This is a genomic window from Oceanobacillus sp. FSL K6-3682, from assembly GCF_037976165.1.
GTDB lineage: Bacteria > Bacillota > Bacilli > Bacillales > Amphibacillaceae > Oceanobacillus > Oceanobacillus sojae.
Window position 1 is genome coordinate 310,600 of record NZ_CP150263.1, and the last position, 19,727, is coordinate 330,326.

General features: G+C 38.7%; 15 protein-coding genes and 1 CRISPR repeat array. Of the genes, 11 read left to right on the forward strand and 4 right to left on the reverse strand.

Annotated features, from left to right (window positions below; genetic code table 11):
- The first annotated feature begins 11 nt into the window (after window positions 1-11).
- Window positions 12-1,124 carry a phosphomevalonate kinase gene (locus MHH51_RS01650; protein ID WP_339284139.1) on the forward strand — a complete coding sequence of 371 codons (1,113 nt, stop codon included), beginning with the start codon at window positions 12-14 and terminating at the stop codon, window positions 1,122-1,124.
- Window positions 1,125-1,380: 256 nt separating this feature from the next.
- Here the strand turns inward: MHH51_RS01650 and MHH51_RS01655 are convergent, their stop codons facing one another.
- Entirely contained in the window at window positions 1,381-1,533 is a 153-nt protein-coding gene (locus MHH51_RS01655) for an aspartyl-phosphate phosphatase Spo0E family protein (protein ID WP_077605006.1), read from the reverse strand.
- A 136-nt stretch (window positions 1,534-1,669) separates the two neighbouring features.
- Between MHH51_RS01655 and sigW the strand changes: the two genes are divergently transcribed.
- From sigW to glmM, 5 genes are all read left to right on the forward strand, one after another.
- Window positions 1,670-2,233: an RNA polymerase sigma factor SigW gene (gene sigW, locus MHH51_RS01660; RefSeq protein ID WP_339284141.1), complete on the forward strand. Its 564-nt coding sequence runs from the start codon at window positions 1,670-1,672 to the stop codon at window positions 2,231-2,233.
- Between the two features lie 15 nt (window positions 2,234-2,248).
- Window positions 2,249-2,890, forward strand: coding sequence for an anti-sigma-W factor RsiW (rsiW, locus tag MHH51_RS01665; protein WP_147212696.1), 642 nt, complete (start codon window positions 2,249-2,251; stop codon window positions 2,888-2,890).
- 281 nt (window positions 2,891-3,171) lie between these two features.
- A complete protein-coding gene (gene cdaA, locus MHH51_RS01670; protein WP_147212695.1) occupies window positions 3,172-3,993 on the forward strand; it encodes a diadenylate cyclase CdaA in 822 nt (273 codons plus the stop codon).
- Window positions 3,986-5,218, forward strand: a complete 1,233-nt coding sequence (locus MHH51_RS01675) for a CdaR family protein (protein WP_147212694.1) — start codon at window positions 3,986-3,988, stop codon at window positions 5,216-5,218. The genes cdaA and MHH51_RS01675 overlap by 8 nt, the downstream gene beginning before the upstream one ends.
- A 34-nt stretch (window positions 5,219-5,252) precedes the next feature.
- The gene (gene glmM, locus MHH51_RS01680) at window positions 5,253-6,596 is read left to right on the forward strand and encodes a phosphoglucosamine mutase (RefSeq protein ID WP_147212693.1); all 1,344 of its coding nucleotides are present in this window, start codon (window positions 5,253-5,255) and stop codon (window positions 6,594-6,596) included.
- 58 nt (window positions 6,597-6,654) lie between these two features.
- Here glmM and MHH51_RS01685 read toward each other — a convergent pair whose 3' ends face one another.
- Both MHH51_RS01685 and MHH51_RS01690 read right to left on the reverse strand, forming a co-directional pair.
- Complete coding sequence (locus tag MHH51_RS01685) at window positions 6,655-7,221, reverse strand: NADPH-dependent FMN reductase (RefSeq protein ID WP_147212692.1); 567 nt, start codon at window positions 7,219-7,221, stop codon at window positions 6,655-6,657.
- Window positions 7,222-7,224: 3 nt separating this feature from the next.
- Window positions 7,225-8,292 (reverse strand): LLM class flavin-dependent oxidoreductase, encoded by a 1,068-nt coding sequence (locus tag MHH51_RS01690; RefSeq protein WP_339284146.1) that lies wholly within the window; start codon window positions 8,290-8,292, stop codon window positions 7,225-7,227.
- A gap of 365 nt (window positions 8,293-8,657) precedes the next feature.
- Here MHH51_RS01690 and MHH51_RS01695 point away from each other — a divergent pair, with 365 nt between their 5' ends.
- Window positions 8,658-10,451, forward strand: a complete 1,794-nt coding sequence (locus MHH51_RS01695) for a S9 family peptidase (RefSeq protein ID WP_339284148.1) — start codon at window positions 8,658-8,660, stop codon at window positions 10,449-10,451.
- 90 nt (window positions 10,452-10,541) lie between these two features.
- On the opposite strand, the gene MHH51_RS01700 is transcribed toward MHH51_RS01695, so the two are convergent.
- Window positions 10,542-11,135, reverse strand: coding sequence for an AAA family ATPase (locus tag MHH51_RS01700; protein WP_147212690.1), 594 nt, complete (start codon window positions 11,133-11,135; stop codon window positions 10,542-10,544).
- A 186-nt stretch (window positions 11,136-11,321) separates the two neighbouring features.
- Window positions 11,322-12,407: a CRISPR direct-repeat array (repeat unit 32 nt; unit sequence ATTTCAATCCACTCACCCATATAAGGTGAGAA).
- Window positions 12,408-13,147: 740 nt separating this feature from the next.
- On the opposite strand from MHH51_RS01700, the gene glmS reads away from it, so the two are divergent.
- The 4 genes from glmS to MHH51_RS01720 all read left to right on the forward strand — a co-directional run bounded on the left by glmS (window position 13,148) and on the right by MHH51_RS01720 (window position 19,721).
- Window positions 13,148-14,950, forward strand: a complete 1,803-nt coding sequence (gene glmS / locus MHH51_RS01705; RefSeq protein ID WP_147212689.1) for a glutamine--fructose-6-phosphate transaminase (isomerizing) — start codon at window positions 13,148-13,150, stop codon at window positions 14,948-14,950.
- A 109-nt stretch (window positions 14,951-15,059) separates the two neighbouring features.
- Window positions 15,060-15,899, forward strand: coding sequence for a heteromeric transposase endonuclease subunit TnsA (locus tag MHH51_RS01710; protein ID WP_048407014.1), 840 nt, complete (start codon window positions 15,060-15,062; stop codon window positions 15,897-15,899).
- Window positions 15,896-18,052, forward strand: a complete 2,157-nt coding sequence (locus MHH51_RS01715) for a Mu transposase C-terminal domain-containing protein (RefSeq protein ID WP_339284151.1) — start codon at window positions 15,896-15,898, stop codon at window positions 18,050-18,052. The genes MHH51_RS01710 and MHH51_RS01715 overlap by 4 nt, the downstream gene beginning before the upstream one ends.
- Window positions 18,027-19,721 carry an ATP-binding protein gene (locus MHH51_RS01720; RefSeq protein ID WP_063636937.1) on the forward strand — a complete coding sequence of 565 codons (1,695 nt, stop codon included), beginning with the start codon at window positions 18,027-18,029 and terminating at the stop codon, window positions 19,719-19,721. Before MHH51_RS01715 ends, MHH51_RS01720 begins: the two co-directional genes overlap by 26 nt.
- Window positions 19,722-19,727: the final 6 nt, after the last annotated feature.

The following is a 19,727-nucleotide window of genomic DNA, read 5'->3' on the forward strand; positions in this document are numbered from 1 at the left end:
AGGAATATACGGTGGCAAAATCAATTACAGTCAAAGTACCAGGAAAATTAATGATTGCAGGAGAGTTTGCCGTATTAGAGCCTTATCAGGATTTGGCGGTGATGGCTGTTAATCGTTTTGTGTATGCTAACGTTTCTGATGCGGACAGTCACCAGCTGACTTTATCCGATTTTTCACTTCATAAAGTCCCGTGGTCATGGCGGGAAACAGATATACATATTGAATCTGGCGACCCCCGGCTGTCTTTTGTGAAGGAAGCACTCCGGGTTACTTATCGTTATTTGGAAGAACAGGGATTACCTATTCGTCCGATGCATGTATCAACACGCAGTGAATTAGATGATACCTCTGGTGTAAAATATGGTTTGGGTTCAAGCGCGGCGATTGTTACTTCAATTGTAGCAGGAGTATTACATTTCCAGGCCCCAAAACTGGCAGAAAAAGATACCATTTTTCGTTTGGCTGCGTTATCTCATGTAATTACGCAGGGGAATGGTTCGGGTGCAGATGTAGCTGCATCCACGTATGGCGGACTGCTGCAATTTTCATCCTTCCAGGCAGATTGGCTTCTTGAGGCATACAAAGAGACAAATTCTATCACTGAGATGCTAAAGAAGGATTGGAAATACTATAAATCCAAGCCGATCGCCTTACCGGATAATGTTTACTTCTGTGTGGGATGGACGGGCAGCGCAGCCTCTACGAAGGATTTAGTGAATCGGGTCCGTTTATTGAAGGTGAATAATGCAGAAGCTTATAATAAATTTTTAGAAGACAGTAAAAATGCAGTCTCCAAATTCTTAACAGGAGCAGAGAATGGCGATCTGCTCCAATTATTTCAGGGGATAAAAGCAAACCGAAAAGCTTTGGATCAAGTAGGAAGAGCAGCTGATACAAGTATTGAAACGCCTGACTTGGCAGTATTGTGTAAGCTTGCAGAGCATCTTGGAGGCGCCGGGAAACCTTCGGGAGCCGGGGGCGGGGATTGTGGAATTGCTTTTATGCCTTCAGAAGAAACAGCAAAAGAATTAGCGCTCGCCTGGGAAAAAGAAGGAATTAAAGTTTTGACGATATCACCTTCTATTGGTGGAGAAATGGTGATTGAAGAGAATGATTCTATATAAAGTGAGAGCCGTTTTGCAATGTATATATTGTAAATCGGTTCTTTTGTTTATGATTTTAAATCACTATTATTTTTAGATTGATTTTGAAGGATTTTATAAAAATTAAAAAAGACTAATGATATGAAGGGAAAAATAGGATATTATTATTCGTAGAGATATACTCGGTTAAAAAAGGATACATTTGGATATATGCAGCTAAAAAGAAGCACAAAAAAAGACATACCTAATACATGTCTTTGAAAAGAAGAGCAGACTCTCAAGAAGATCTTTTTAAATAGGCATAGATTAATGCATCAAGTTTTTCGCTTGTGGCTAAGACGGCTTCGGAGCTTAAGCCTTGCTCTTTAGATAAGGTCATCATTTCTTCTCTGTATTGTTCAATTTTTATGAATAATGTTTTCTTATCCACAAAAGTCACTCCTTTTTTAGTATACTTATCGTTAGGTATACCCTGCCTGAAAAAAAATAAACATTCTTTTGAAAAAGTGAAACCTTACAAGCGGTTGTTTCGTATAGAGAGTACCGCATAATGCGGAGGTAATTAGATGGAACAATTTATAAAGAAAAAAATTATACAAGTAAAAAAAGGAGATCAGTCTGCTTTTTCAGATGTAGTAGCCTTTTATCAGGATAAAATATACCAGCATTGCTACCGCATGCTTGGCAATAAGCATGAAGCGGAGGATATGGCACAGGAAGCATTTATACGTGCTTTTGTGAATATTGATTCATTCGATGAGAATAGAAAGTTTTCTACATGGTTATACCGGATTGCTACAAATTTAACCATCGACCGTATGCGCAAGCGCAAGCCGGATTATCATCTCGATGCGGAAGTAAAAGGAACAGAAGGACTTGATATGTATTCCCAGCTTGCCAGCACGGAACGTCTTCCTGGAGAAGAAGTAGAGAGCAGGGAACTGCAGCGGTATATTCATCAAGAGATTTCACAGTTGCCTTCTAAATATCGAAGTATTATCATGCTCAGATATTTAGAAGAATTTTCTCTAAAAGAAATCAGTGAGATTCTTGATGTCCCTCTTGGTACGGTAAAGACGCGGATTCATCGGGGGAGAGAGGCCCTTAGAAAGAGGCTTCGACATGTGTAAAGGAGCGTGCTTGATGTGAGTTGTAATGAAAAATATATAAAAAGAATGCATGACTATTTAGACGGGGATATTTCTGCAGAAGATGAAAGCCTACTAAGAAGGCATCTTGAAGATTGTGAGGACTGTCAGAAGCATTTTCATGAACTTAATCGGACGATTACTTTAATTCGAAGTGCGGAGCGGATGGAAGCGCCGGCAGGGTTCACCGAGAATGTTATGAGTAAACTGCCGACAGAGAAGAAATCCATGAAGTACAAGCGCTGGTTTAAACGTCATCCAATTCTTGTGGCGGCCGCAATCTTTTTTCTGCTGATGATAGGCAGTCTGTCGTCTACTTTTAATCAAGGAACAGATCAACTTGTGGTTTCAACGCAGGAAGAGCTTGTTATTGACGGAGATACAGTTATTGTACCGGCAGGGGTAACTGTTCCAGGTGATGTCTACGTGAAGAACGGTGATTTGTTAGTGCTTGGAACCGTTGATGGTAATGTCACCTTATTTAACGGAGAGCTCCTGGATAGTGATTCCCAGCTCGATGGAGGCAACCTAATGGCGTCTGCCGGAGGTGTGAATGGGGATCTAGAGACTGTTGATCAAACGTTTGAATGGATTTGGTACCATGTAAAGAATTTTTTTAAAGGATTATTCTCGTTCTAATTAAAAATAGATAAGTATTGAAGAAGAGAGCATTTATATCGCTCTCTTTTTTTAAAGGACACGAACCCTCATGTACTTTGACTGGAAAGAACATCCTTACATTGTTATACAAGTATAAAAAATATGAAGCAGAAAAATGATAATAAACGAAACTACAGACAGGTCTGTTTTTACAAATTTATGATATAATAATTACCGACTGCAATTTCATATAGTCAATGGTAATATAAATAATTTTAAAAAATAAACAGGTAATTCTATTGGGTAAAGGATGTGTGAACATGCTTGATGGGGGATTTGACATTTTAAATCTGCTGCGGATAGGCGTTGATATCGCTCTCGTCTGGTATGTATTATATAAATTAATCATGCTGATCAGAGGAACAAAAGCTATTCAGCTTTTAAAAGGGATAGCGGTTGTATTAGTTGTGTGGGGAATAAGTGTACTGTTAAACTTACAAACCATACAATTTATCACGGGCCAAGTTATTAATTGGGGTGTTGTTGTCATTGTTATTTTATTCCAGCCGGAGCTGCGGAGAGCACTGGAGCAGCTGGGAAGAGGTAATATTTTCGTCAGGTCTGGAAGCACAGCTGAAGAAATTATACAAAATGAAATTGAGGCAATTGTTACATCCTGTAATTACATGGCAAAAAGAAGAATTGGTGCTCTTATTTCCATTGAAAGAGAAACTGGAATTGGAGAATATGCGGAGACAGGAATTCCGATTAACGGAAAGCTTACCCACCAGCTTCTGACAAATATATTTACACCGAATACACCATTGCATGATGGGGCGGTAATCATAAAAAATGAAGAGATTACAGCTGCAGCTTGCTACCTGCCTTTATCCGAGAGTCCATTTATCTCAAAAGAATTAGGCACCAGGCACCGCGCAGCGATGGGGATTAGTGAAGTGACAGATGCCCTGACAATTGTTGTTTCTGAGGAAACTGGATCCATCTCTTGTACAAAAAATGGTGAATTACATCGTGATATTAATGAAGAAAAATTAAGAGAAATGCTTTTAACACATTTATCAATTGTGCCGAAAACCTCTGACAAAAAATTATGGAAACGGGGGAATGGTAAACGTGGATAATTGGTTTAAGAGTAAATGGTTTGTTCGTGTCCTTTCTTTGGCTTTTGCCGTAACACTTTATGCATTTGTCAATGTATCAGAAAATCCGAATTCAGATGCTACGTTCTCCGGTTCAAGCGATGCTACAGAAACCCTGGATAATGTACCGGTCGATATAAGAATTGATCGCGATAAATATGTTGTCAGCGATGTTCCAGAAGAGGTTCAGGTTACTTTACAAGGGAACCGGGGCAGTTTGACGCCGTATTTACTTCAGCGTAATTTTGATGTATACGTTGACTTAGAAGGTCTGGGAGAAGGACCGCATGATGTAGAGCTGGAGCATAATATACCGGGTGATGTGGAAGTATTTATTGAGCCGAAGACGGTTCAGGTCAACATAGAAGAAAGGGCATCTCAAGAGTTTACTGTAACTGCCGATCTTATTAATCAGGACAAAATGGCAGATGGTTATGAGGTAGTTGACTACAGCATCAATCCGGAGACGATAACAATAACGAGTTCCCGGAATGTCATTAACTCTATTGGTTCCGTAAAGGTTTATGTAAATATGGAAGATGTAGATGAGTCGATTAATAATCGCGAGCTTCCAGTGAATGTATATGATGTCCAGGGTAATGAATTGAATGTCAGAATGGAGCCGGAAAGTATTCAGGTTTCCGTGGAAGTAGATAATCCGAGCAAGTCTGTACCACTCTCTGTAGAGACAACAGGCGAATTAGAAGAGGACCTTGAGCTTGGTTCTATTTCTGCGAACACAGATGAAGTAGAAATTTACTCACAAAGTGATGTTCTTGATGATATTTCTGAAGTTAATACAGAACCGGTAGACCTGTCAGAAGTTGAAGAATCTGGCACAGTAGAAGTTCCACTTGATTTGCCGGAAAACGTACAATCACCTGAAACAAATGAGGTGGAAGTAACGATTGAGGTAGAAGGAACAAAAACGATTGAAGATGTACCTATAGAAGAAGAAGGTTTAGGAAATGGACTGGAAGTCTCGTACCCCGACTCTTCACTTGATGTGGAGCTAAAGGGAGATTCTTCACTGGTGAATGATTTAACCGCAGATGATATTCGAGCAGTGCTGGATTTCTCTGATTTGGAACCGGGGGAGCATGAAGTCCCTGTTACGATTGAGACACCTGATGATGTGACTGCTACAGGAAGTGTAGAAGAAATAACGGTTGAAATAATTGATCCAGCTGAAACGGCAGAAGACTAGTTGTATATTGGATGGTCAAAGGAGAGGTATAATAATGGGTAAATATTTTGGAACAGATGGTGTCAGAGGAGTAGCGAATGAAGGCTTAACTCCTGAACTGGCATTTAAGCTCGGCCGCTTTGGCGGTTACGCGTTAACAAAAGGCAGTGAAAAACCGCGAGTCTTAATTGGCAGAGACACACGTATTTCCGGACATATGCTGGAAGGTGCATTGATTGCCGGTTTATTATCCACAGGCGCTGAAGCTATGAGACTTGGTGTTATCTCAACTCCTGGAGTCGCTTATTTAACAAAAGTGATGAGTGCACAGGCCGGGGTTATGATTTCTGCATCCCATAATCCAGTGGAAGATAACGGGATTAAGTTCTTTGGACCGGACGGATTTAAGCTGACAGATGAACAAGAAGCAGAAATTGAAGCTTTATTAGAAAAAGAAGAGGATGATTTACCTCGTCCGACAGGCCCTGCTATTGGGTCCGTAAGTGATTATTTTGAAGGTGGACAAAAATACCTATCCTTCTTAAAAGACACGATTGATAATGATTTTGATGGAATACGCATTGCAGTCGATTGTGCGCATGGAGCAACTTCCAGTCTGGCTACTCACCTGTTTGCAGATTTAGAAGCAGATATTCATTCTATGGGCTCCACTCCAAATGGTCTGAATATCAATGACGGTGTTGGATCGACACATCCTGAAGGCTTGCAGCAATTTGTGCTGGATAAAGAGGCTGATATTGGACTGGCTTTTGATGGAGACGGAGATCGTCTTATTGCTGTTGATGAAAAAGGAAGAATCGTGGACGGCGATAAAATCATGTTTATCTGCGCGAAATATATGAAAGAAATTGGAATGCTTCGCAAGGATACAGTAGTATCCACTGTTATGAGTAATTTAGGCTTTTATAAAGCATTGGAAGAAGCGGGTCTGAAAAGTGATAAGACTGCAGTAGGTGACCGCTACGTTATGGAAGAAATGCGTAACAATGGTTATAACTTAGGCGGAGAACAATCTGGCCATATTATCTTCCTGGATTATATTACAACAGGAGACGGGCTGTTATCCGCATTGCAGCTTGTAAATGTTATGCGCGAATCAGGCAAGCTTTTGTCAGAGCTGGCAGATGAGATGACTATTTTTCCTCAGACATTAATTAATGTTCGGGTAACAGACAAAAATGAAGCTTTGACAAGCCCGATCATCTTAGATGAGGTACAGGCTGTGGAGGAAGAACTGGGAGAGAACGGACGTGTTTTAGTTCGGCCATCAGGAACAGAACCGCTTGTTCGTGTCATGGTAGAAGCGAAGACAGAAGAGGACTGCAAAACATATGCAGAGCGAATTGTAAAAGTGATTGAAAATCATTTAGGTGCTTAAGATAGTAAAAAAATCGTATGAATGCTGCTCATTCATACGATTTTTTTATTGTTTTCGATTAGAAGCCGTAAGAATCCTCTTTCCTTTTTCTAACACATTCGGCTGCCTCAAAAGTATCTAAGGTATCCTCCACTAAACGCTCTAAACGAAAAGATACATCATCATCGATTAATTCCTTTTGCTGAAAACTTTTTTCCTCTATATAGACATAAGTTTGGACGATCTGCGCTTTCATATAGGCCAATGTAGGCTTTAATTGATAGTCAGCTACTAAGTAATGCTTGGAAGAACCAGCTGTGATAAAGAAGCTAACCACCTTATCACGAAATGCACCTGCAGGAAGCAAATCAAAAATATTCTTTAAGCTTGCCGGAATAGATGCCTGGAATACAGGTGTGCCGATAATAATTACGTCTGCCTCCATAATCTTCCTGGTTACCGAGGCTGTATCTCCTGAATAGTCCAGATAGTTACGGCCGTCACTGAATTGCAAATCATAATCTTTTAAATCAATCAGTTGAAATTCTGCTTCTGGATACTTTTCATTGATTTCTTTTGCAACTACATCCATTGCTGTCCGTGTTTTGGATCCGACAATGGATCCAGATAAACCAATAACATTCATTTGTTATTCCCCCTGATTCTTTCCTGTGTACTTGCGAATAGCTGGAAGGATTTCTTCGGCAATGACTTCGATATTTTTTGCCAATTGTTCGAAGGGGACACCGCCAAAGTCCATTTGGGCAAGGTAACGCTGATGTCCAAAAAGCTCATACTGATAAAGGATTTTTTCAATAATCTCCTGTGGACTGCCGACATTGATAACACTCCGTTTATCCTTGGCCTGTGCAAATGCCTGCTTTGGAAAACCTTGACCATTGGTCAGCTTCATTCCTTCATTAATATAAGGGTATATCTGCTTCAGGGCATCCTGGCTTGTTTCTGCCACATGGAAAAAACCAGTAACACCAACCGGAAGCTCTGCTGTATCATGACCGCTCCTTTTTGCTGTTTCCCGATATGCATCAATAACATTTTTAAAAGCACTTGCAGGACCGCCGAGTGTTGCCAGCATCATGGGAACACCGGTATAACCTGCCTTCATCGCGCTGGCAGGAGTTCCCCCGACTGCACGCCAGATTGGCAGTGTGTTATCTTTCGGACGGGGCAGCACTTTCGCATCTTTTAACGGTGCCCGATATTGACCTTCCCAGCTGAGCTTTTCATTTTCATTGATTTGCAGCAGCAGATTAAATTTTTCTTCAAATAATGCTTCATAATCTTGCACGTCATAGCCTAATAAATCAAAAAGTCCAATCCGGGAAGCTCTTCCCGCGATAATCTCAGCACGTCCATCAGAAATTAAATCAATCGCGGCAAAATCTTCATAAACCCGAACGGGGTCAGAGGTGCTGATAATGGTAGACGAGCTGCCAATCTTAATATTATTTGTTGCCTGCGCGATAGCAGCTAACACAACACTGTGCGCCTGTGTGGTGAAATAATCCTGATGACTTTCCCCGACACTGAAAAAATCCAGCCCGGCTTGCTCGGCTAATTTTGCTAATTCAATAATTTCCTGAATACGCTGCTGTGCAGAAATTCGTTTTCCAGTGAAAGGATTGGCTATATGATCTCCCAGGGTGTAAAGTCCGAACTCCATTCCTTTCTTTTGATCAATACGGTATTTTTCCATCATATTTGCTCCTCTAGTGTTTTTAGGTTTTATTTTCTATGCGTTGTTCTGTCCAGCTTAAGTGACAGTGGACTATTTATTATGAAAATACAATTGAAAGTAAGCGGATTGTTGAGTGAAGTATATGGATTGAAAGCAGATGAATAACCAAATCTCCTTCCACAGCTTCTCTTGTTCCGCAATCTGTTATACCTATCACTTTACTATTCAATTGATGAAAATGCAATTAAAGTAGCTTGAATTAAAGATAGTTTATTTTCCACATATCCGCCTTAAGATGGAGAGGAGAAAAGACCGGAGTCGCTGGTTCATTTCACAAATGATGGTATAATATAGAAAATACAGAAAAAAGGAGTGTAAATAGAATGGTCAAATTTCCTAATCCGAAAGTAGAACAGTTCTTTTATACGTATAGTATTTATCACTTTCAATTAAGCAAAGATGAAAAAAAGCTGGTATTCTCAACTAACTTGAGTGGAAAACGTAATCTATGGGCATTAGACTTAAGTAAAGAGCATACATATCCGTTTCAATTTGCCCAAAAGGATGAAGCCTCCTTATTTGTTCAATTTGATCCGAATGGGCAGTACGTGTTAACAAGCTTTGATTCGGATGGAGACGAAAATTATCAAATTTATGCATTGCCTCCAGAGGGAGGCTTGCCGCAGTCGCTGATTACCGGAGCAGAGAATGAAAAGTATTTATTTGCGCATTTGAGTAGAGACGGAAAACGTATTTATTATAATACATCCGAGAACAATCCGAGCTTCTTAAACACACGTGTACGTCATCTGGATACAGATAAAGATGAACTCCTGATAGAAGGAGAAACAGCGCCGACCACGCTTGCGGCTGTATCTGAAGATGAGAAGACCTTGGTATATGAAAGCATGTTTGCGAATACCTATAATAATATTTTCATTCAAAAGGAAGACGAAAAAATTTATCTTACTCCTGATCCAAAAAAAGTGCATGTATCCTATGAACCGGTTTTCACGGATAATAACACAATTTATTTCCCGACGGATTATGAAAGTGAATATACGTATTTAGCAAAGTATGATATCAAGCAAGGGGAATTTTCCAAGGTTCTTGAAATCGAAGAAGAGTCGATAGAGATAGTAAAATACGATAAAGCATCAAATTCACTATATTTGGTAACGGAAAAAGGTGTTGTAGATAAGCTTTATCAGTATAAAGTGAAGTCCGGAGAGCTGAAAGAAATCAGAAAGCCATTTGATATGATCGATCAAGTGACAGTAACAGAATCAGGGGCAGTTTATCTTCTTGGACGTTCAGCGGTAAAACCGGATAATATCTACCGCCTGACGAACAGTGAAAAATGGGAACAGCTCACAGATAATCGTGTTTTAGGAGTTTCCGAAGAGGAGCTTGTTGACCCTGAAATTGTAACCTATAGTTCTTTTGACGGGATGGAAATGGAATCATTGCTATTCAGAGCGAAGCCAGAAAATGCCAATGGCTATACAGTATTTTGGCCACACGGCGGACCGCAGGCAGCTGAGCGGAAATTTTTCCGTGCCATGTTCCAAAGTATTCTAAATCGCGGTTATCATATTTTTGCGCCGAACTTCCGGGGAAGTACAGGTTATGGCTCTTCCTTTGTTAAACTCGTTGAGCAGGATTGGGGACATGGACCACGGCTTGACAATGTAGAAGGTATCAAATGGCTGTTCGACCAGAAAATTACGGATCCAGACCATCTATTCCTGGTAGGGGGAAGCTATGGCGGTTACATGGCACTGCTCTTACATGGACGTCATCCGGAATATTTTAAAGCAGTAATTGATATCTTTGGACCATCTGATTTATTTACTTTTGTCAATTCTGTACCGCCGCATTGGAAGCCAATTATGGAAAGATGGCTCGGCGATCCGGAGCGGGATAAGGAACGGTTTGTGAAGGATTCGCCAGTTACTTATTTAGAAACAATGACAAAACCAATGCTAGTTATCCAAGGTGCAAAAGACCCTCGTGTCGTGAAGGAGGAGTCGGATCAAATTGTTCAGAAGCTGCAGGATAAAGGCCGGGATGTCGAGTATCTGGTGCTGGAGGATGAAGGACATGGATTCTCGAAAAAAGAGAATGAAATAAAAGTTTATAAGCGGATGTTAGATTTTATGGAGAAGCATAAGTAAGTAGAAAACATCAGCAGAGCTTCGGGCAAGGCGAGGAAGGATAGCCTGGAGAGCTGCTGATGTTCTTTTGAATCAATAGATTTTTTCAAGTTATCTAATGTGTTTTATCTGTGTTTTTATGCGGTCTATTCTTCTTTTTAGATGGGAGCGATTGTCTTCTTTTAATACTAAATTTGCTTTTGCTGCAATGATTTCTACAACGCCATCGATGGATAAATAATCTGTCTCTATTTTTTCTCCAAAGGCTTCATCAGCCAGGCTTGTGATACATCTGTCGATTTGCTTAAAGCCCCATGAATTTTTTCTCTCAAGACGTTTCTTTAGCCTGCTTTCAATGACTTCTTTGGAAGCAGATAAAACAAATTTATGCAACTCGATTTTTTCAGATTCGAGATTTCCAGTGATTTCTTCAAAGTAAGATATATCTGTGATTGTCATAGGAACAATAATTGTTCCATCATGGTTTTCAACGATATATTTTATAGTTTTGCGGTTAAATTCTCTCCACATTTCGTAATCTTGAAAGTCTTTCTTTTTTAACTCGCTAGGCAAATTTTGATTGAAGAAGAAGCCGATATTTTCCGGATCATAAACGAAGGAATTTTCTAATCTTCTATGTAATTCATAGGCTGTCTGTGTTTTACCTGCTCCAAAAGCTCCGTTAAGCCAGATTATTTTTGTCATGGGGAGGCTCCTTTTTGGTGTGGTTTATGTAGAGGTAGATGGAAAGAGATGAGCTTGGTTCTTCTTATCTACCTCATATTTATATTCTGTTTTTTTGAGCATTTCTTTGTTGTAGCACCATTTCAATTCGCATAATCGTATAGGATGCGAAACTTTACAGAAGTACCGTCACTAGCTGGCACGATTATTTCAATCCACTCACCCATATAAGGTGAGAACCGCCATCTTTTGCCTTTTTAAATCCTCTTACAGATTTCAATCCACTCACCCATATAAGGTGAGAATCAGGCAGTTAGAGTTGAGGATGACAGAGAATCTATTTCAATCCACTCACCCATATAAGGTGAGAAGTAGAAAAATTAACAACGATTTTCAAACGATTGATTTCAATCCACTCACCCATATAAGGTGAGAATTCGATTTCCACTAATTCACCTGGACGTAACCCTATTTCAATCCACTCACCCATATAAGGTGAGAAACGGAGCAGACGGATTTCCTACCGAATCACAATGATTTCAATCCACTCACCCATATAAGGTGAGAAAAGTGGAGAAAGCGACGGGACAAGCGCAAGCATAATTTCAATCCACTCACCCATATAAGGTGAGAAATCAACCCATCACTTATAAAGGGATTAACTCAAGATTTCAATCCACTCACCCATATAAGGTGAGAAGAACAAAATACAAATAACGCTTTAAAACGTTCGATTTCAATCCACTCACCCATATAAGGTGAGAAGGTCAACGTATTGCTACTATGGGTGCAAGTGGTGATTTCAATCCACTCACCCATATAAGGTGAGAATATTTCCTAATATTTTTAATGTGTAATTTACTCTATTTCAATCCACTCACCCATATAAGGTGAGAAATGAACAAAAAAGACGTCAACAAGCCGAACTGGAATTTCAATCCACTCACCCATATAAGGTGAGAACCGAGAAAATGAGCCGGTATTTTTTGGTACATTGATTTCAATCCACTCACCCATATAAGGTGAGAAAATGCTTATTGACTATGCTTTGAATAATACAAAAATTTCAATCCACTCACCCATATAAGGTGAGAAGTTGGTCGATACCTAATGTTGATGTTTCTTTAATTATTTCAATCCACTCACCCATATAAGGTGAGAATCTTCTATTAACTGTCTTTGATTAGCACTTTTAATTTCAATCCACTCACCCATATAAGGTGAGAATATTTCCTCATAGTGTTCATTTGATGTTTTTCTAATTTCAATCCACTCACCCATATAAGGTGAGAAAGCGGACAACATAACCCCTTGTCCAGCAAGCTTTCAAATAATAAAAAGTGCTAACCTTTTATAAAAAGGAACATAAAGAAGCATTATCCTTAACAAATCCCGTTAGAACCTTATACACATTGAGGTGCTAACCTCCTTAGTAATTCATGTTTGCTTAAGGTTAGCACTAATTTATCCATCCAACTAAAAATTTTCCTGAATCCTTCTTAATATTTTTAATTATACCATTCTGTTCTAATCCTCTTCAAACATTCTTCTGGTCATACTAACCTGCACCTATCCAGTCATTTGTGTATATTCTGCAACATTTCTAAAAGGATTTCATAAACTATTTTAATCGGAAAGGAAGAAAAAGGTTGACCTATAATATGACTTTCCGATAGAATATAGAAAGTTCTTGTTTTCCAAATGTAAAAGTCCGTTTGACAAGAGCAAATAAAAATGGAGAGGAGCAGGAGGAATACAAAACGGAATCTATAATAACAAGCGCCAGGGCTACTCTACGGACGGTAAGGAAGAGTAGTTGACGAGGTCGGGGGTTATCGAATTATTCGGCGGGTGCCTCCCAGCTGTACATCGCAGTTGCCGCTTTATCTTTAAACCATCAGGGTGACTTGGTGAACAAAGAGATAAAGAATGATGTCTTATAAAAAAACAAACACGAGAAAGGGGCAGAACAAGGCCCCTTCGCTTCGAATCGGTCTTTTGTTCCTGCCCCTTCAAACAAGGAGGACATCGACATGTGCGGAATCGTCGGTTATATTGGACAAAATGATACGAAAGAAATTTTATTAACAGGCTTGGAAAAATTAGAATATCGCGGTTATGACTCTGCAGGTATTGCAACTTTAGGTGAAGAAGGTGTACACGTAACAAAGGTAAAAGGACGTATTGCAGTGTTACGTGAAGAAGTAGATAGCAGTGTGGAAGCTACAATTGGTATTGGTCATACTCGCTGGGCTACGCATGGTGTGCCAAGTGTGCAAAATGCACATCCACATCAAAGCTCATCAGAACGATTTACTATTGTGCATAATGGTGTTATTGAAAACTATATCGATCTAAAGAAAGAATTCCTGGCAGATGTTGACTTTGTGAGTGAAACAGACACAGAGGTTATCGTACAGCTTATTGAAAAACTTTATGAAAAGCATAAAAATACCAAAAAAGCATTTGGTGAAGCAATGAGCCTGCTAAAGGGTTCTTATGCTATTGGTCTGATTGATGCAGAAGATCATGATACTTTATATGTATCCAAAAATAAAAGTCCGTTATTGGTTGGGTTAGGAGAAGGATTTAACCTGATTGCCAGTGACGCAATGGCAACGTTGAAGGAAACTAACGAGTACTTGGAAATCTATGACAAAGAAATTGTTCTTGTCAATCGCAGCTTTGTAGAAGTGCAGACATTAGATGGAGAAGTCATCCAACGTGAACCATTTATCGCAGAAATTGATGCAAGTGATACAGAAAAAGGAACATACCCTCATTTCATGCTGAAAGAAATTGATGAGCAGCCAATTGTTATGCGTAATATTATTCGTGAATATCAGAATGAAAAAGGCGAATTAAAGTTAGACAAAGATATTCGTAAAGCCATGGAAAAAGCAGATCGCATTTATATCATTGCAGCAGGAACAAGCTATCATGCCGGATTAGTTGGAAAAGAATTTCTTGAAAAGCTTTCTAACATCCCCGTAGAAGTACACGTTGCAAGTGAATTTTCATATAACATGCCGCTGTTGTCTGAGAAACCATTGTTTATCTTTATTTCTCAAAGTGGTGAAACAGCAGACAGCCGTGCTGTATTAGTTAAGATAAAAGAATTAGGACATCCAGCACTTACATTAACAAACGTGCCCGGATCAACCCTTTCTCGTGAAGCAAATTATACTTTACCTTTACATGCTGGACCAGAAATTGCTGTGGCTTCGACAAAAGCATACACAGCACAAATTGCTGTTTTAGCAGTTCTTGCAGTAGATACAGCGAGAGTAAAAGGTATTAAATTAGATTTTGATCCATTACAAGAGCTTGCCATTGTAGCGAATGCAATGGAGGTTATTACAAACCAAAAAGAAGAGCTTGAACAGTTAGCAAGAGATTATTTTGCTACAACACGCAATGCTTTCTATATTGGCCGCAGTACAGACTATCATGTTGCTCAAGAAGCAGCATTGAAGCTGAAAGAAATCTCTTATATCCAGGCAGAAGGTTTTGCTGGAGGAGAATTGAAGCATGGAACTATTGCTTTAATCGAAGATGGTACACCGGTAATTGCTTTAACAACACAGGAAAATGTAAACTACTCTATTCGTGGAAACGTGCAGGAAGTAGTTGCCCGTGGAGCACATGCGCTTATTATCAGCTCAAAAGGCTTAGAACAGGATGAGGATGCTTTTGTATTGCCTCCGGTTCATGAGCTGTTAACTCCATTAGTAAGTGTTATTCCAATGCAGCTTCTGGCTTATTATGCAGCACTTCATCGTGATTGTGACGTGGATAAACCACGTAACCTGGCGAAGAGTGTTACAGTGGAATAGGTGCAGATAAAAAAGAATAAAATTGTGAATTTAAAATAAAGTCGCGATGTTTATAAAAAAGATGCGAAGCTTTGCCCCTTTGGATATGATTATCTAAAGGGGTGTTTTTGTGTCGAAAAGAAAAAGAACATCTAAAATTGATAAGTGGATTAAAGAGGGTCGAGGAACTGGCAGTGGGGCAGATTATCAGCCTTGGCTTAAAATTCAAGATGTTTCCTCATTAGGTCGGTCAACAAGATTAAAAGGTATAAAAACCGGCAGACAACATGAGTTTTTATCGGATTTGGAACGAAACTACTTTTATTTAACTGAATTTTCTGATGTTATTTTAGATATTCGTGAACAATTTCCTTTATTACCACAAGAAGAGACGTTTGCCATTGCTGAAGAGCTTGGGATTAAACACCCAGCTGATCCAAAAACAGGTGATCCAATTGTTATGACAACGGACTTTTTATTAACAGTTGATAAAGGACAAGGTGTATTTGAAGTCGCTCATACTATCAAAATGAAAGATAAGCTGTTAGAAGAACGTGTGTTAGAGAAGTTTGAAATTGAAAGGGAATATTGGAAGCGTAGAAGCATTAATTGGGCAACTGTAACAGAGGAAGAAATTCATAAGACAATGGCTAGAAATATTAGTTATATCCATGATTATTTTGATATTCGTAGCTATGATGTTTATCAAGAAATGGATGACCAACATATTGAGGATTTATCCATGTCTCTTATGAATCGCCTATTGAATAATTCACGAAGTATCCGTGAAATTACTAATGGGTTTGATGCAGATACACACTTGCCTTTTGGAAGTGGTGTTACACTATTTTATCACTTGCTTGCTAGAAAAATTGTAGTCATTGATATGCAAAAGCCGATTGATTTAGAGCAAACAATTGATATTAAGTGTATTGATGAAGGTAATTTAGAGAAGGTGAAATACGGATGATTTATATTAATCAAGTATTTCAATATGTAATCGATTCGAAAAGGATTCGGGTAATTTATATTAAAGAACCACATGTCTATATTGTTAATATTGACACGAGTAGTGCTATGCCGCAGAGGGAGCTATATTCCAACCTAATTACAGATATGAATCAAGGAGAGCTACTTGCGATTAGTGATCCTTATGCAAAAGTGATTTATGAAAATGATTTAACAGAAGTGCAAATTCGTAAGCGTGAAGAAGATTGGGAAACTATACAAAAATACTGTGTTCCGAATATGCAAGATTTGCTCTACAAAAGAGGAAGAGAAAATAAAATTCGCGAAATCGTTCGGGACAGCAACTTAGGCAAGACAAAGGTTAAAAAGTTACTAACTCGCTATTGGCAACGAGGTATGACCAAAAATGCCATGTTACCTGACTACTCTAATTCGGGTGGTAAAGGAAGAGCGAAGGCTCTAACAAATGCGAAAGTGGGTCGTCCTAGAAAGATAAACATAAATAATGAATATCAAACCGGTATTAACATTACTGACGAGGTAAAGGTCCAAATTGAGCACGTTATCAACAAGTACTACAGGAAAAAGAATAATTACTCTTTAAGAGATGTTTATAATTTCATGCTGCGTGACTTTTACTCTGATCGCTATAAGGAAAATGGTGAGCTAAAGTACCGTATTTGGGAGGCCACTCGAATTCCCTCGTACCATCAGTTTTACTACTGGTTTAAAAAGCTTGAAGACCCGAAAAAGGATATTCAGTTCCGTAAAAGTACAAAGGAATATGAATTGAAACATCGTCCGATTTTAAGTGATTCCAAATCAGAAACAAATGGTCCGGGTACAAGATTTCAATTTGACGCAACCATTGCAGATATTTATTTAGTTAGTTCACTTGACGTAAATAAAGTAATTGGGCGACCAGTTATTTATGCAGTACTTGATGTGTATTCACGTATTATTACAGGTCTTTATGTTGGACTAGAAGGTCCATCATGGATCGGTGCAATGATGGCTTTAGATAATATGGTTGCTGACAAAGTAGGGTTCTGTAAGCAATATGGAATTAATATTACACCTGAGCAATGGCCAACACATCATTTTCCTGAAATTATTATCGCCGACCGGGGTGAGTTTGAAGGCTATTCTGTAGAGAATTTAATTAACAATCTTAATATTAAAATTGAGAATACTACAGCTTATCGTGGAGATTTGAAAGGGATTGTTGAAAGGAAATTCCGTACGTTTAATGGGAAGGTAAAGCAAAAAGCTCCCGGAGCAATTCAAAAGGAATATAGAGAACGTGGAGATCAGGATTATCGCTTAAATGCTACGCTGAATTTAAGGGAATTTACATCTCTAATTATTACAATGGCGCTTCATCATAACCAAAAGGTCATTGATAAATATCCTGTTGAAAAAGAAATGGTGGCTGATGGACTAGTGCCAACTCCGATTAACTTATGGAATTGGGGTATTCAAAATCGTAAAGGAAGGTTAAGAACAGTTGATCGAAATATTCTTCGTCTGAACGTGCTTCCACGTGGGAAAGCGACAATTTCAAGAGCTGGAATTAAGTTTAAAAATCTTCTTTATGGTTCTCGTCAAGCTATTGAAGAGCAATGGTATTTAAAGTTGAAAAATAGAAGTCTAGAAATCGTTTATGATCCACGACATATTGAAAAAATCTATATTCCCCACGATAACGGAATAGATTTTGAGACGTGTATTTTATTAGAGCCTAGTCAGCAATATAAAGGTGACTTCTTGGAGGAAATTGTCTTTCAGCAACATCTTCGGAATGAACTAGAAGAAATGGAACGAACAAATCAAATTCAGCTTACGGTAAATACTGATGCAGCATTGGAAGAGATTATAAAAAAAGCCGTGAAGAACAAAAAAGAATCTTTCAATCAGCCAACTAGTAAGAAAGCTAAAATAGCAGCTATTCGTGAAAATAAGGATGTTGAAAAACAGTTAAATCGTGAAGCTGAAAAGTTTGATTTATTACCTAATAAGGCTAGTGAATCAGCTGACGTAATCGACTTTGTTACAAAAGAGAAGATTGATGAAACACCACCTAAGAAACCAGGCTCACGTCTTATGGAAAAACTAAAGAAGAAGCGAGATGAGGAATTTGGGAAAGACAAATGACATGGTTGTCTTAAAAGGGGATTTTGAGAAAGCTGTCTATAAGGAGCAACTTTTAAATGAATATACCAATAATCCTTTCATCGAAGCTCTTCCACCTATATTTAATGAGGATGATGTGCTAGAGCGATTTATGGTGACTCCACGAATTAGTGAGCAAGATAAGTTAAGTGAAACGAATATTCGTTATCACGTCTTAAAACGTGTAAGGAATTTTATCCAGCCGTTACCGATTCATTTCGAGGTAGAACGTCGATTGTCTACATTGATTCGAAGAGGTTACTTGGCGCGAAATCCATTAGATAGAACATTTCTAGAGCGTGTTCGGGTGTTGCATGAATTGCGTGAAGAAGAGGAAACAGCTCACAAATATATAGATGAACGACTAAATTATATTCGTTCAACTGCCGATAGCTTATCCATTATCGGTATTTCAGGAATTGGTAAAACAACAGCAATTGAACGTCTTTTGCTTATGTATCCACAAGTGATCAAGCATGAAGAATACAAAGGACAACCGTTTAATCGAACTCAAATTGTTTGGCTTAAAATTGACTGCCCGTATGATGGAAGTTTATCTACACTTTGCAAAAGCTTTTTCAAAGCAATTGATGATTTACTAGGCACTCGATATTTAGAAAAGTACGGTTATTTGAACCGTGTGACATCGACAATGTTATTGCACATGACATCGTTAGCAAGTATGTACGGCATCGGTGTTCTAGTAATTGATGAAATCCAGCACTTACTACATTCCAAAAATGAACAGGAAGAAATGTTGAATTTTTTTGTAACACTGTCTAATACAGTTGGTATTCCTACGGTTTTAATCGGAACTTCTAAAGCACAAAAACTATTCAAAGGAAACTTCAGACAAGCAAGACGGGCAGCGAGTGATGGAGCTATTATTTGGGATCGTATGGACGAAAATAGTGAAGAGTGGGAGTTTTTCCTAGAGACACTTTGGGAATTACAGTGTTTAAAAACCCATTCTGAGCTTACAGAGGAGACAAAGAAGGCATTTTATTATGAATGCCAAGGGATTACTGCTGTTGCCGTGAACCTATTTATTCTAGCGCAAGAACGAGTATTATTTGATGAGGACAACCCGGCTGAAATCATTACACCACAAGTATTAAAAAAGACTGCTAGGGAAGATATGCAAACGATTCAACCAATGATGACAGCTATTCGGACGAACAATTTTGCCGATATGATGAAATATGAAGATATTATGATTAACTTGGATGAAGTCATGCTGAATCACAAGCGAAATACTGAAATGACAGGACGTATTCAAGAAGCATTTAAAGAGCGCCAAAATACAATCGAGTATAAACGTCAAGACATGATTGGGAACTTAAGTGTTGAAGTGGCAGCCCTTGGTATTTTTGATAGTTTGAAAGAAAACGATATTAAAAAGCTCGCACAAAAAATAGTTGAGGAAAATCCACTTGATACTGAATTTCATCAACTTAAATCAGATGTGATTCAGCAGGCGATTGCATTAAATCAACAAAAGAAAGATCAAAAAGCAAAGGCAAAAGCAAAAAATGCAGAGATTCTACCATTGCTAAAGCTAAGAAAGCAAGCGTTAGACAAAAAGCAACACCCCTATGAATTATTAAAAGCAAATGGATACATTAAAAATCCTTTGGAGGAATTCTACTAGGAGGGA

Bases quoted from the DNA above. Each gene is read 5' to 3' on its own strand.
- sigW (WP_339284141.1), top strand. From the start codon at position 1,670: ATGGAACAATTTATAAAGAAAAAAATTATACAAGTAAAAAAAGGAGAT.
- cdaA (WP_147212695.1), top strand. From the start codon at position 3,172: ATGCTTGATGGGGGATTTGACATTTTAAATCTGCTGCGGATAGGCGTT.
- glmM (WP_147212693.1), top strand. From the start codon at position 5,253: ATGGGTAAATATTTTGGAACAGATGGTGTCAGAGGAGTAGCGAATGAA.
- MHH51_RS01685 (WP_147212692.1), bottom strand. From the start codon at position 7,221: ATGAATGTTATTGGTTTATCTGGATCCATTGTCGGATCCAAAACACGG.
- MHH51_RS01690 (WP_339284146.1), bottom strand. From the start codon at position 8,292: ATGGAAAAATACCGTATTGATCAAAAGAAAGGAATGGAGTTCGGACTT.
- MHH51_RS01695 (WP_339284148.1), top strand. From the start codon at position 8,658: ATGGTCAAATTTCCTAATCCGAAAGTAGAACAGTTCTTTTATACGTAT.
- MHH51_RS01700 (WP_147212690.1), bottom strand. From the start codon at position 11,135: ATGACAAAAATAATCTGGCTTAACGGAGCTTTTGGAGCAGGTAAAACA.
- glmS (WP_147212689.1), top strand. From the start codon at position 13,148: ATGTGCGGAATCGTCGGTTATATTGGACAAAATGATACGAAAGAAATT.
- MHH51_RS01715 (WP_339284151.1), top strand. From the start codon at position 15,896: ATGATTTATATTAATCAAGTATTTCAATATGTAATCGATTCGAAAAGG.
- MHH51_RS01720 (WP_063636937.1), top strand. From the start codon at position 18,027: ATGAGGAATTTGGGAAAGACAAATGACATGGTTGTCTTAAAAGGGGAT.